This window comes from Streptomyces sp. NPDC004732, assembly GCF_040609235.1.
Taxonomy (GTDB): domain Bacteria; phylum Actinomycetota; class Actinomycetes; order Streptomycetales; family Streptomycetaceae; genus Streptomyces.
Genome location: NZ_JBEXJR010000003.1, coordinates 569,355 through 581,821, shown reverse-complemented (window position 1 = coordinate 581,821; position 12,467 = coordinate 569,355). Strand labels below are relative to the sequence as shown.

Annotated in this window: 8 protein-coding genes; 2 read left to right on the top strand and 6 right to left on the bottom strand. The window is 70.4% G+C overall.

Translation table 11 applies throughout. The annotated features are described in order from the left end of the window. Positions 1–67: 67 nt before the first annotated feature. From epsC to ABZV77_RS11775, 3 genes are all read right to left on the bottom strand, one after another. Positions 68–676, bottom strand: a complete 609-nt coding sequence (gene epsC / locus ABZV77_RS11785; RefSeq protein ID WP_356253874.1) for a serine O-acetyltransferase EpsC — start codon at positions 674–676, stop codon at positions 68–70. A 13-nt stretch (positions 677–689) separates the two neighbouring features. After that, entirely contained in the window at positions 690–4,772 is a 4,083-nt protein-coding gene (locus ABZV77_RS11780; RefSeq protein WP_356253871.1) for an amino acid adenylation domain-containing protein, read from the bottom strand. An 898-nt stretch (positions 4,773–5,670) separates the two neighbouring features. Then, a complete protein-coding gene (locus ABZV77_RS11775; protein ID WP_356254301.1) occupies positions 5,671–6,861 on the bottom strand; it encodes an MFS transporter in 1,191 nt (396 codons plus the stop codon). Positions 6,862–7,092: 231 nt separating this feature from the next. Between ABZV77_RS11775 and ABZV77_RS11770 the strand changes: the two genes are divergently transcribed. Further along, positions 7,093–8,325, top strand: a complete 1,233-nt coding sequence (locus ABZV77_RS11770) for an ROK family protein (RefSeq protein ID WP_356253868.1) — start codon at positions 7,093–7,095, stop codon at positions 8,323–8,325. A gap of 326 nt (positions 8,326–8,651) precedes the next feature. On the opposite strand, the gene ABZV77_RS11765 is transcribed toward ABZV77_RS11770, so the two are convergent. Continuing rightward, positions 8,652–9,806 (bottom strand): serine hydrolase domain-containing protein, encoded by a 1,155-nt coding sequence (locus ABZV77_RS11765; protein WP_356253865.1) that lies wholly within the window; start codon positions 9,804–9,806, stop codon positions 8,652–8,654. A gap of 143 nt (positions 9,807–9,949) precedes the next feature. On the opposite strand from ABZV77_RS11765, the gene ABZV77_RS11760 reads away from it, so the two are divergent. Next, positions 9,950–10,432, top strand: coding sequence for a hypothetical protein (locus tag ABZV77_RS11760; RefSeq protein WP_356253862.1), 483 nt, complete (start codon positions 9,950–9,952; stop codon positions 10,430–10,432). A 69-nt stretch (positions 10,433–10,501) separates the two neighbouring features. Here ABZV77_RS11760 and ABZV77_RS11755 read toward each other — a convergent pair whose 3' ends face one another. Together ABZV77_RS11755 and ABZV77_RS11750 are read right to left on the bottom strand one after the other, a co-directional pair. After that, positions 10,502–11,710, bottom strand: a complete 1,209-nt coding sequence (locus ABZV77_RS11755; RefSeq protein ID WP_356253859.1) for an MFS transporter — start codon at positions 11,708–11,710, stop codon at positions 10,502–10,504. A 135-nt stretch (positions 11,711–11,845) separates the two neighbouring features. Then, complete coding sequence (locus tag ABZV77_RS11750; protein ID WP_356253856.1) at positions 11,846–12,448, bottom strand: TetR/AcrR family transcriptional regulator; 603 nt, start codon at positions 12,446–12,448, stop codon at positions 11,846–11,848. Positions 12,449–12,467: the final 19 nt, after the last annotated feature.

Genomic DNA, 12,467 nt, shown 5'->3' with positions numbered 1-12,467 from the left:
TGAATGTCCGTGCCTCGGCACGTGCCGTGCCGGGGTGAATGTCCGTGCAGCAGGGAGCAGCGGGCCGTTACCAGCACCCGGCGGTGGCCAGGGTGCGCAGCAGGTGGTCGGACTCGGCGCGCTCCGCGGGCGACAGCGGTACGACGACCCCGGCCAAGGGAGCCGTCACCCGGGCCCGGGGCGGCACATCGCCGAGAACCAGCGATCCCGCGCCGATCAGCGCGTCGTCGCCGACGGTGACGGGGCCGAGCACGATCGCGTTGGTGCCGAGCACCACCCGGTCGCCGACGACCGGGTGCCGCCGGGCCCCCGGCTCGCGCCGCTCGTCCCGCCACCAGCCGACCGCGCCCAGCGTGACCTGGTGGAAGATCGTGACGTCGTCACCGATCTCGACGGTCTCCCCGATGACGACGGCGGCCCCGTGGTCGATGAACACGCGTCGGCCGAGCCGCGCGCCGGGATGGATCTCTATGCCGCCGGTCACCGAGCGCGCCAAGTAGGCGATCAGTCGGGCGAGTTGACGGTGTCCGCGGGTGTAGAGGACGTGTGCGGTCCGGTGGGCCCACAGGGCCGGGAGCGCGGGGTGCAGCAGCGCCTCCGCGCGGGTGTGGATCGACGGGTCCCGGGCCACGATCATGGCGAGGTCCTGCCGCATCCTGGTGATGGTCCTGCGCATGTGCTCAGCCGCCTCAGTAGTCCGGACTCTTGACCAGATGGCCGGGATCTTCGACGATCTCCGGTATGTAGACCCGCTCGTTCCACGCGTCCTGGGCGACGGGTTCCAGGGCGATCGACACCACGCCCTCGTCGACCGAGAAGGCGGTCCTGACCGCGCTGGTGATCGCGTCCACCAGGGCCGAGATCTGCGTGTCCTCGAGGTTGTTCGGGAAGTGCTTGATGGTGACGTGGGGCATGGGGATGACCTTTCTGGGAAGCCGAGCGGTCCGCACGGCGGTGACGAGTTCGTCCACTCCGCGCGCACGCAGCAGCGCGTAGTGGTCGGCCTGCAGCCGGTTGATCCTGGGAGGCGTGCTCGACAGTGCGTGGCCCAGGTCGATGAAGGAGTCCTGGTCGCCCGCGGCCCGGAACACCGTGACCGGTGCCGTGACCCGGTGCCCGGCCATGTCCTCGGGGGCGTACTCGAACAGGAAGGTCAGCCGGACCACGCCGACGATCCTGCGCACCAGCTCGCGGTCCAGATGCTCGAACCGGGAGCAGAGGCACGCGATGAACGATTCCTCGTCGTGGGTCGATGCCAGGCATTCGGCGATCGCCGCCCGCTGGATGTTCCCGGCGAACACGGAGTAGAGGATCGAGACGAAGGCGGGGTCGGTGAAGTCGACCGTCGCTCCGTTGGGCGCGCCGTCCCTGACCTCCACGGGCGGCTTGCCGGGCGCGATGAGCAGCACCTCGTCGACGCGCTCCCCGGCCCGCTCCAGCTCGCGGGCGACCGCGAAGGCGACGCGGGCCCCGAAGGAGTAACCCCACAGCGTGTACGGGCCGGTCGGCTGCACCTGCCGGATGAGCTCGATGTCCTTGGCGACCATCTCGTCGAACGTCGGGTACGCGGTCTCGCCCGGGTTGATCCCGTACGCCTGGACGCCGAGGAACGGCCGGGGGAGATTGAGCCGTCCGGCCAGCAGCCGCAGGCTCATCGGGTAGCCGCCGAGGCCGGGCCAGCAGAACACCGGCCGCCCGCCGTCCGTGCCGCCGAGGCGCACCGTCCGGGACAGCGCGGTCGCGGGAGTGCGGTCGACGAGCCGGGCCAGACCGGCGACGGTCGGCGCGTCGAACAGCACCTGGAGCGGCAGGGAACTGCCCAGCTCCCGGTTGATCCGGCCGACCAGATTGACCGCGGTCAGCGAATGGCCGCCGACGGCGAAGAAGTTGTCCCGGATCGAGACCCGGTCCTGGCGCAGCACCTTGCGCCACAGTGCGGCGACGGCCTCCTCGGTGGGCGTGCGCGGCGGGACGACCGGCGCGTCGGCGTCGTCGACGGCGGCCTTGTCCAGCTCGCGCAGGGCCTGGTGGTCGATCTTGCCGTTCGGGGTGAGCGGGAAGGAGTCGAGGACGGTGACCCGGTTGGGCACCATGTAGGGCGGCAGGGTCTCGGCGAGGTTGTCCTTGACGATCTCGGCAGGACCTCGCATGTGGACGGAGTCCTCCTTCATGCCCTCACTGAGCCGTTGCTCCGCGCTGACGCGGCCGCCGACGGCGAAGTAGGAGGCGGTGTCCGGACCGGCGGCGGTCTCCGGTCGGGCGGCGGTCTCCGGTCCGGCCCCGAGGAGATCCGTGATGCGCCGGGCCGACCCCAGGGGGTTGCCGGTCTCCGAGCTGTAGCCGGAGGACATCAGCCCCAGGCCGACGTCGTTCAGCTGGAGGCGCTGCAGCTCCCGGCCGAGATCGACGTAGCGCTGCCACGGCGCGGCCGCGCCGCCGAGCATGCTGATCCCGAAGCTCGACCGTGCGTAGACCTCCTGGTTGATGGCGATGACGTCCTGCTTGCGGATCAGACCGTCGGACACCCGCACCAGACCCCCGTCCTGGTACCGGTACTGGCCCTCGGCCAGATCGGCGACGCGGCCGGGGTGGGCCTGTACGTACAGGTCGACCGGGCCGGGCGCGACCGCCGCGGCGGCCGTCTCCACCTCGTACGTGGCCAGGTAGAAGTCCTCGTCCGGGCAGCGGAGCACGTCCTTGACGCCCGGCTCGTCCGCGCGGGAGCCGACGCGCAGCCCGTACTCGGGGAGCACGTGGTCGAACAGGCCGACCATGTGGCCCGCCTCGAACCGGAGGACTTCCTCGATGTTGTTCTGGTAGACCGGCTCGATGGCGGCTCGGTGCCCGATGAAATGGACCCGCAGCCTGGGCCTGCCTGCGGGCGCGGGGCCGATCAGGGTGAGGCGGTGGTCGACCGGGTGGTAGTAGTAGTGGCCCGCCTCCAGACCGGCGATGCCGGAGAGCTCCACGTACAACTGGGTGGCGTACAGGGAGCCGGGTGAGGCGTACCCGTACTTGGGAAGCAGCCGTTCGCCGCTGGGGAACTGGCCGAAGTAGCGCAGCAGGGAGCCCAGTTCGGCCAGGGTGAGGGTGTCCGGGGCGCGGGGCGCGGCGGTCCGCACCGCAGGGCGGGCGAGCAGGGCAAGGATGTCGTCCCGGGTGACCTGGCCGCCTTCGTAGAACCGGTAGGTCTTGCGGGCGAACACCGTGCGGCGCTGCCTGGCCGTCGCCGTCCGTCCGGGCAGCTCGACGACGGGCAGTCCGTCGTCCTGACGGGTGCCCAGATTGCCCAACTGGGCCTTGAGTTGCAGCTTGCTCTGCTTGGACTGGTGGTGGGCGCCGTGGTTGCCCTGGTCCATCAGCGCGGCCCGGTCGGGGTCGAGTTCGACGAAGGCGACGAGGTTGGCGCCGGTCCGCGGGTCGTCCCGGACCAGCACGGCGGCGGACTTGACCCAGTCGTGCTTCTCGACGGACACCTTGATCTCGTCCAGCTCGACCCGGAAGCCGCGCAGTTTGACCTGGCTGTCGGTGCGGCCGAGGAACTGCACGGTCCCGTCGTCGTTCAGCCGGGCCAGGTCCCCGGTGCGGTAGAGGCGGGTGGGGCGGGACTCCCCGGTGCCGGTGAACGCGCCGGTGACGAAACGGTCGGCGGTCAGCTCGGGGTTGTTCAGATAGCCGCGGGCCAACTGCGGCCCGGATATGTACAGTTCACCGGAGTCGCCGGGCGTGACCGGCTGCCGGGTGGTGTCGAGGATGTGGAGGCCCGTGCCGCGCACCGGCCGTCCGATGGGTAAGTGATCGGGGCCGTGCTGGACGGCCTGCCGGTCCACGCGGTGGGACGACGCGTTGATGGTGCACTCGCTGGGGCCGTACAGGTTGGTCAGTTCGCACTCCGGCAGTGCGTCGAGGAGCTCGGTCGCCAGACTCTTGGTGAGCGCCTCGCCGCCGCTGAAGACTTGGGTGAGCGAGGTGCAGCCGGACAGCCGACCGGTGTCGGCGAGCGCCTGCAGCAGGGTCGGCACGCCCTGCAAGGTGGTCACCCCGTTCGCCTGGACCAGGTCGACGAGTCCGCCGGGGTCGGCGTAGACCCCCGGTTCGCTCATCACCACGCTCGCGCCGCAGGCCGGTGCGAGGATCTCCCACTGCGCCGCGTCGAAGCTCAGCGGCGTCTTCTGCAGCACCGTCTTCGTCCGGTCCAGGCCCTGTTCGTCGGCCAGCCAGCGCATCTGGTGGACGATGCTCTGGTGCTCGATGCCGATGCCCTTGGGGTTGCCCGTGCTCCCGGAGGTGTAAATGACGTACGCGAGGTCGCCGCTCTGCACACGCTCATCACCCCGCACGTGCTCATCACCCTGCACGCGCGCGGCGGCCGGTGGATCGGCGGCCGCGCCCCGGGCCACGGTGACGATCTTCGTTTCCGGGGGAGTCATCGCGGCCAGCCTGGAGACCAGGGACTCCTCCGTCAGGATGACCTCGGTGCGTGAGTCCGCCACCATGTAGCGCACCCGTTCGTCCGGATACTCGGGCGACAGCGGCAGATAGGCCGCTCCCGCGCGCAGGACACCCCAGACGCTCACCATGAGGTCGATGGAGGGCTGCAGGAAAATGCCGACCCGTGCATCCGCGGTGGCGCCGAGATGTCGCAGACGGTCCGCCAGTTCCCCGCTCCGTTCGCCGAGCTGCTGAAAAGTCAGTCTTTCCGCGCCGCAGGAGACGGCGGTCCGGTCGGGCTGGGCGAGTACGACCGCGCGCAGCATGTCTGGCAGGGACAATTCCTTGGGCCCCGTGGGGTTCGTCATCATTGTCTGACCTGGAATCCGTAGACTTTTTGGTTGCGTCATGGCAAAACTTTGCCGAAGCATGCGGAAATGCGGTGAAGCGGTCGTGCCGAAGTGGCAGCCGGAATCGACCGTCGGTGGTCGACCATCACACGAAGACAGCCGAGGTGGGCTGGAAATGGAAACGTGAATGGAAATGTGAATGGAAATGGCGCGACGGAACCAGTCCCTTGCGGTACTTGGATTTCGTCTCAACCGGAAAGCGCTCAGGCGCGTATGGGGTGCGTGTCATGCATGTCAGGCATGGTGGGGTATGACATGCGGACGCGCAGGCGCCTGCCATGAAGGGGTGTTTCGCGACCTAGCGCGAAGCCCTGTCAGCGCTCAGAAGGCCTCAGCAGCGGGAACCGATGCGCCGAGTCACCTCAAGGAATTTCACGTACATGCCTTTACACTCTCCCCGTTTTGACCGGCCGGGTTGCGATCAAGCATATGGATCAGAAGAACGGTACGGATCAAAGGAACGGTACGGATCAAAGAGTCCGACCTTGAATTCCCGATCCCGGCGGGTCATCTCTAGTTGAGCGCTCACCTTAATTCCTGGGAACGCCGCTTGTAAAACATTATTTTTGTTGCATAACTCAGGAGTTGGCCTGACTGCATGAGTTATGAACACTCGATCGGCATCCGGTTGCGTCGTGGGGCGCCATGCGGGCGCGCGCGTGCTGGCGAAACGGACGTCCGCTTTACAGAGTCCAGGTTCCGGCAAGCTCCGGCCAATTGGCTGGAAAATGGGGTTGACGTGACAGGCGGCGGGGTTCGCTCCGGTCACTCTTCACTCAGGACACGCAGCCGCGCCGCCCGTTTCTCCCTGCGTCCCCTCGCTGTTCCCTCAGTCGCGGGTCGTGTAGCCGATGACGGCGGCGAGGCCCGCAAGCACGGCCACGCTGGTGAGGGCGGTGGGCAGGGTGAACCAGTCGGCCATGAAGCCGATGGCGGGCGGGCCGAGCAGCATGCCGCCGTAGCCGAGCGTGGAGGCGGTGGCGACGCCGCCGGGCCCGGCCAGCGCGCCCGCGCGTTCGACGGCGACGGGGAAGATGTTGGCCAGTCCGAGGCCGGTGACGGCGAAGCCGAGGAGCGCGAGCCAGACGGTGGGCGCGAGCGCGCCGAGCAGCATGCCCGCGGCGGCCGTGGCGCCGCCGGCGACGAGTATCGGGGTCTGGCCGAGCCGTTCGAGCAGGGTGGTTCCGCTGAGCCGGCCGAGGGTCATGGCGAGGGCGAAGCACGAGTAGCCCGCGGCTGCGACGCCCGGGTGGGCGGCAAGGTCCTGTTCGAGGTGGAGGGCGCCCCAGTCGGCGAGTGCTCCCTCGCCGAAGGCGGTGCAGAGCGCGATGAGCCCGAAGACGACGACCATGCGGCGGGTGCGGCCGTCGAGGCGCCGGGGGCCGCTGTCGCTGTCCGGGGCCGGGCGGTCGGCGGGCGCCGGGGGGTCGAGGCGCAGGAGGGCGCGTCCTGCGACGGCGGTGACGAGCAGGCCGATCACGGTGAGGCCGACCAGATGGCGGGTGGGGGACAGGGAACCGGCGATCAGCCCGCCGAGCCCCGCACCGGCCATGCCGCCGAGGCTGAAGGCCGCGTGGAAGCTGGGCATGATCGGGCGGCGCAGGGCGGCCACGAGGTCGACGGCGGCGCTGTTGAAGGCGACGTTGATGCCCCCGTACGCCGCTCCGAAGATCAGCAGCACCGCGCCGAGGGCCGCTGCCGAGTGCGTCAGGGGAGGCAGCGCGACGCTCAGCGAGAGCAGCACGCCGCAGACGACGGTCACCGGATGGGTGCCGAAGCGGCGGCAGAGCCTTCCCGTCAGCGTCATCGTGATGACGGCGCCGACGGAGACGCCGAGCAGCGCGAGCCCGAGATCGCTGGCCGACGCGCCGGTCTGTTCCTTGATCGCGGGGATGCGGACGACCCACCCGGCGAAGATGAAGCCGTCCAGGGCGAAGAAGACCGTCAGGACGACGCGGAGGCGGCGGAGGTCGGGGACGGCGACGGAGGGCCGCGACGCTGCGGTCCCGATTTTGTTCAGTGGCGGCACAAAGTCAGAGTAGAGGTGCGCATGGGGCGCGGACAAGACGGTTCGGTGGCGACGTGCGCGACGAGATGCCGACGTACGCGATGACGGGATGCCGACGTGCGCGGCGATGAGATGCCGACGTACACGGCGGTGAGTGCCGGAGTACGGGACGGTTCCGGGGAGGAACGGGCGGATGACGACTGGACAGCGGGAGCGTGTACGGATCATGGGAGACTCGCCCTCATGAACGGCAAGGCTGACCCCCGTGCCGAGGGGGAAGTGACCACGCGTACCCGCCTGGAGCGAGGGCGGGGCGCGCTGGGCCCCGCGCTCGAACTGGTCCACACCGGGCGTGCCCCCACCCGTGCCGTGCTCACCGCGGAGCTGGGCGTCACCCGCGCCACGGCGGGCGCCGTCGCCGCCGAGCTGGAGGCGCTCGGGCTGATCCGGATCGACGCGAAGCCCAGCGCGGCCGCGGGATCGCAGGGCAGGCCGTCGCACCGGCTCGCCGTCGCCGAGGCAGGGCCCGTCGCGCTCGCCGCGCAGGTGCACGCCGACGGGTTCAGGGCCGCGCTGGTCGGGCTCGGCGGGAGCATCGTGGCGACCGCGCCGGGCTGTGAGACCGTCGACGCCGATCCCGCGCGGGTCCTCGGATCGGTCGTCGAAGCGGGTGCGGGCCTGCTGCGGGAGACCGGCAGGCGCTGCGTGGGCGCTGGTCTCGCCGTGCCTTCCGCGGTCGCCCAGCCGGAGGGCACCGCTCTCAATCCGCTGCACGTGGCGTGGCCCGCGGGGGCGCGGGTCACCGAGATCTTCGCCGACTGCGTACGGGACGCGGGCATCGCGGGACCGGCCTTCGCGGGCAACGACGTCAACCTCGCGGCACTCGCCGAGCACCGCCACGGTGCGGGGCGCGGCGCCCGGGACCTGTTGTGCGTGGCGACCGGCCACCGGGGTGTCGGCGGCGCTCTCGTCCTCGACGGCCGCCTGCACACCGGGAGTTCGGGCCTCGCCCTGGAGGTGGGGCACCTCACCGTGAACTCCGAGGGGCGCCCCTGCTACTGCGGCAGCCGGGGCTGCCTGGACGTCGAGACGGACCCCCTGGCCTTCCTGACGGAGGCGGGCCGCGAGCCGGGACCCGAGGGCCTGCTCGTGCAGGCCCGCGAACTGCTCGGCGGCTCCTACGACGACCCGTCCGTACGCTCCGCGGCCGAGGCCCTGATCGACCGCCTGGGCCTCGGACTCGCGGGCCTGGTCAACATCCTCAACCCCGACCGCATCATCCTGGGCGGACTGCACCGCGCCCTCCTGGAGGCGGACCCGGAACGGCTGCGCGCGGTCGTCGCGGACCGGAGCCTGTGGGGGCGCAGCGGTGGGGTACCGATCCTGGCGTGCACGCTGGACCACAACAGCCTGGTGGGGGCGGCGGAGTTGGCCTGGCAGCCGGTGCTCGACGATCCGTTGGGGGCGCTGGGGTAGGGGGAGCCTGCCGGGGCCGGTCCGCTCCGGTCCACTCCGGTCCGGTCTCGCCCGGTCCGGTCCGGCCGACCGGGCGGACCGTCCCGATCTGGGCGACTCTGACGTCCATGACGGTCGGCCCGACCTGCAGCCCGACGGCATGCTCGGTCCGACCGTCACCTCAACTGCCGTTGCGAGGAGGGACTTCAACCATGAGCCCGGGTGTCGAGCGGCAGCTCCTGCCGCGTTGTGGTGGCGTGACGTAGAAGTTCGTGACGTAACCGATCGGGCTGTTGTCGCCGTACGGATCCGGCACCCTCTCCACCGGGCAGAGGAAGACCTACTGGTCACGGGGCGCGCCGCACCCGTTCCGCCACGCCATGAGTCAGCTTCAGCTGGTCGTCCTCCAGGTTCCACCTTCCCTTCTGGTACGCGTGGTTGCTCACCCAGAACACCATGACCCGCTGGCGGCGGAACTCCGCGACCGTCGCCAGTGACCAGTCGTTGCCCCCGTCGTGCCAGGCGACCCGGCCGTCTCCGGAGTCGACGACGACCCAGCCGTAGCCGTAGGACCCGTCCAGCTCGGGCACCCGCACCTGCGGGGCGAACAGCTTCCGCTTCGCGGTCGTGGACAGGACGGTGTCGCCCACGAGGGCGCGGTGCCAGCGGAACATGTCCCGGGCGGTGGAGAGCATCCCGCCGTTGCCGCGCAGATTCCAGTACGGTCCGTCGGGCGCCCACGGATGATCCATCGGCCGTCCCTGCGCGCGCCCGTGCCGGTCGTACTCGACGGCGACCTGTGCGCGCTGCCAGGCGGGCAGCACGTAACCGGTGCGGGTCATCCCGGCGGGCCGGAACAACTGCTCCGCCAGGAAACGTTCGTAACTCTGCCCGGAGACCTTCTCGATGATCGCGGCCAGCACGCCGTAGCCAGTGTTCGAGTAGTGGAACTCCTTGCCCGGTGCCGACCGCAGCCGTGCCTTCAATGCTCCGGCCAGCAACTCCGCACGCGACACGCGGTCGTAGTCGTCGCCGAGCGACTCGGGCAGGCCCGCCGTGTGCGTGAGGAGCTGGTGCAGGGTGATGTCCCGCTTGTCCGCCGGGACCGGGCCGAGATACGTGCCGATCCGGTCGGACACCCGCAGCTTGCCCGCCATCTCCAGCTTCAGGACGGCGGCCGCGGTGAACTGTTTGGTGATCGACATGACGTCGTACACGGTGTCGCACGTGGCGGGGGTCTTCGCCGCGCGGTCGGCGAGACCGCGGCCCGCGCAGTGCTTGAGCCGGTCTCCCCGGGCGGCGGCCACGGTGATGCCTGGCCCCTCGGGGAGCGCCTCGTCGAGATAGCGGTCGACCGCCGGGTCGATCCGGTCCGACGGTACCGGCGCCCCCTCGCCTGCCCGACCCCCACCGGTCCCCGCCCCGGCCACGGTATGGAGGTTCGAGCACCCGACGACGAGCGCGAGCACGAGCAACAGCACGAGGGAACCAAGGCGAGCCACGCATGCCTCCATGACAACGACGACAGATACGAGGCCGAGGCTGGCCGCCGCTCGTGGGCTTGTTCAACGGATGAGCTGTTCGAGCTTGTGCGAGTTCCTGTACGCGCAGGTCAGCGACGCACGCCGGAACCGGAGGAACCCCGATGATGTCACCGCCCGTGCCGACACCCGCCGCCGGAGAGGCCGCGTTCATGGCCGAACTGCGCCGCCTCAAGGCCTGGTCGGGCCTCAGCTACCGGGAGCTGGAGCGCGCGGCGGCCACGGCAGGCGAGGTGCTGCCGTATTCGACGGCGGCGACCATGCTCCGCCGGGACCGCCTGCCCCGCGAGGCCGTCCTCGTCGCCTTCGTCGTCGCGTGCGGGCTGGACGCCGACGACATCCGGCAGTGGGTGGCGGCCCGCCGGGACATCGCGGTGGGCGCACGGCCGTCCGCCGTATCCACCAGGGAGCAGCCCGGGCAACGAAGGGACCGCCGAGGACGGCGCCTGCCGCGCCTGCGGCTCGCGGTCGTCGGCATCGCGGCGGCCACCGCGGTCCTCGTCGGCGTCGGCGCGGGCACGACGGCGCTCGGCGTGACGGGCTTGTCCGTGCAGGAGGAGCGAACGGTGGAGCAGAGCACTCCCTGACTCGGGTGACCGTCCCGGGCCCGCCCCAACTACCGTGCGGAACCCGGGACCCTCGTGCCGACTTGGGTCTCACACCACCTGCGGGACCTTGTCTGCGGCCTCCTCCACCGACGTGGCAGTCGGGGCCGGGGCCGGGTTCAGGAGGCGGCGCCGCACATCAGGTACTAGGGAGGCGAGGCCCAGCACGGCCAGACCGGCGCCGATCCACAGGGGGGCCCGCAGCCCGTACGTGTCGATGGCGGGGCCGCCGACGGACGTGGCGATGATGATGCCGAGCGTGATGAAGGACGTGTGCACGGTGTTCACCAGGGAGCGGGCGTTGCCGACCCGCTGGACGCGGGTCACCAGCGCGGGGTTCATGGTGACGCCGACCAGGCCGATGCCCAGCATGAACACCACGGCGGGGACGGTCAGTTCGGCGAAGAGCGCGAACCCGATGAGGAACGTCAGGTTCAGGGCCAGACCGACGACGAGTACGGGGATGGTGCGGCGGTCCGCCAGCCTGCCGACGACGGTGTTCCCGATGACGGTGGCGGCGCCGTACGCGATGAGGAGCAGCGGGACGGTCCCGGTGGAGAAGCCCGTGAGCTCGGTGAGGATCGGGTTGAGGTAGCTGAAGGCGGAGAAGGTCGCGCCGATCACGAAGGTGCTCGTGGTGAGGGTGAGCCACAGCCGGGGGTTGCGGAAGGCGCCCAGCTCCTGCCGGAGGCTGCCGGTCTCCTCGCCCTCGCCTTCGGCGCTCGGCACGCCGACGAACGTGGCCGCCGCGGCGAGCACGGTCAGCACGGTGATCGCCCAGAACGCGGCGCGCCAGCCCAGGTGTTCACCGACGACCGTGGCGAACGGAAGTCCGAGGAGCGTGCCCAGCATCAGACCGTTGAGGGCCACCGCCACCGCACGGCCGCGGACTTCGGGCCGGGTGATGCGGGAGGCCAGGGATATGGAGACGCCGAAGAACGCCTGCGAGGCGATGCCGGTGAGGACGCGGGCGACCAGCATGGTGCGGTAGTCGGGCGCGAGGGCCGCGAGCACGTTGCCCGCGAGGAAGATGCCGAACAGCAGCATGAGGGCGGACTTCTGACGGAGTTTCAGGACGGCGACGGTGAGGAAGGGTCCGCCGAGCGCCATCGCGGCGGCGAAGGCGGTGATGAGGTAGCCGATCTCGGGGATCGTGGCGTCCAGCCCGTCCGCCATCTGCGGCATCAGTCCTGCGACCACGAACTCGCTGGTCACCATGGCGAAGATGCCGAGGGCCAGTACGTATACGGCGCGGGGCATGGTGGGGTGCTCCTGTCGGGCAAGTTTTGGATAGATCAGTACAAAAAAAGGGCGTGCGAGGGTGCGGAAGACCGAAGAGGAAGTTCGAAGAAGAAGGTCGACGGCCGGGAGGTGGTCGTGTTGCGTCGCGCGTCGCTACCGGTCCACCGCGAGCGCGTCCATCGCGGTCTCGGTGATGGCCTGCAAGGTGGCGCGGTCGGCGCCGCCCTGCGCGGAGACCCGCATGCCGCCGATCACCGCGTTGACGTAACGGGCCAGGGTGTCCGCGTCGCGCCGGGATGTGATGTCGCCGTCCTGCTGTCCGGCGCGGATCGTGACGCGCAGCGCGGTGAGCCGCGTGTCGAGGTCCCGCTCCAGCATCCTGGCGGCCTCGGGGTCGCGCCCGGCGAGCTCGACCGTGGTGTTGACGGTGAGGCAGCCGATGCTGTGGCCGTCCTTGCGCTGCTCGAACTCCCCGTCCATGACCCGGTCGAACAGTGCACGCAGGCGCTCAGTGGCCGACCGCTCCACGTCTTCGAGGATCGTGAGCTGAACGGCGTTCATGCCGTCCATGTACCGGGTCAGGGCTCGCCGGAACAGGTCGTGCTTGCTGGTGAACGTGTTGTAGATGCTGCTGCGGCCCAGGCCGGTGGCATCGCACAGGTCCTGGGTCGAGGTGGCTTCGTAGCCGTTCGCCCAGAAGGCATGCATCGCCGCGTCCAGGGCCCGCTCCTCGTCGAAGCTTCTCGGTCGGGCCATGTCGGAACCGTACAGGTTC

Bases quoted from the DNA above. Each gene is read 5' to 3' on its own strand.
- epsC (WP_356253874.1), bottom strand. From the start codon at position 676: ATGCGCAGGACCATCACCAGGATGCGGCAGGACCTCGCCATGATCGTG.
- ABZV77_RS11750 (WP_356253856.1), bottom strand. From the start codon at position 12,448: ATGGCCCGACCGAGAAGCTTCGACGAGGAGCGGGCCCTGGACGCGGCG.
- ABZV77_RS11770 (WP_356253868.1), top strand. From the start codon at position 7,093: ATGAACGGCAAGGCTGACCCCCGTGCCGAGGGGGAAGTGACCACGCGT.
- ABZV77_RS11755 (WP_356253859.1), bottom strand. From the start codon at position 11,710: ATGCCCCGCGCCGTATACGTACTGGCCCTCGGCATCTTCGCCATGGTG.
- ABZV77_RS11760 (WP_356253862.1), top strand. From the start codon at position 9,950: ATGATGTCACCGCCCGTGCCGACACCCGCCGCCGGAGAGGCCGCGTTC.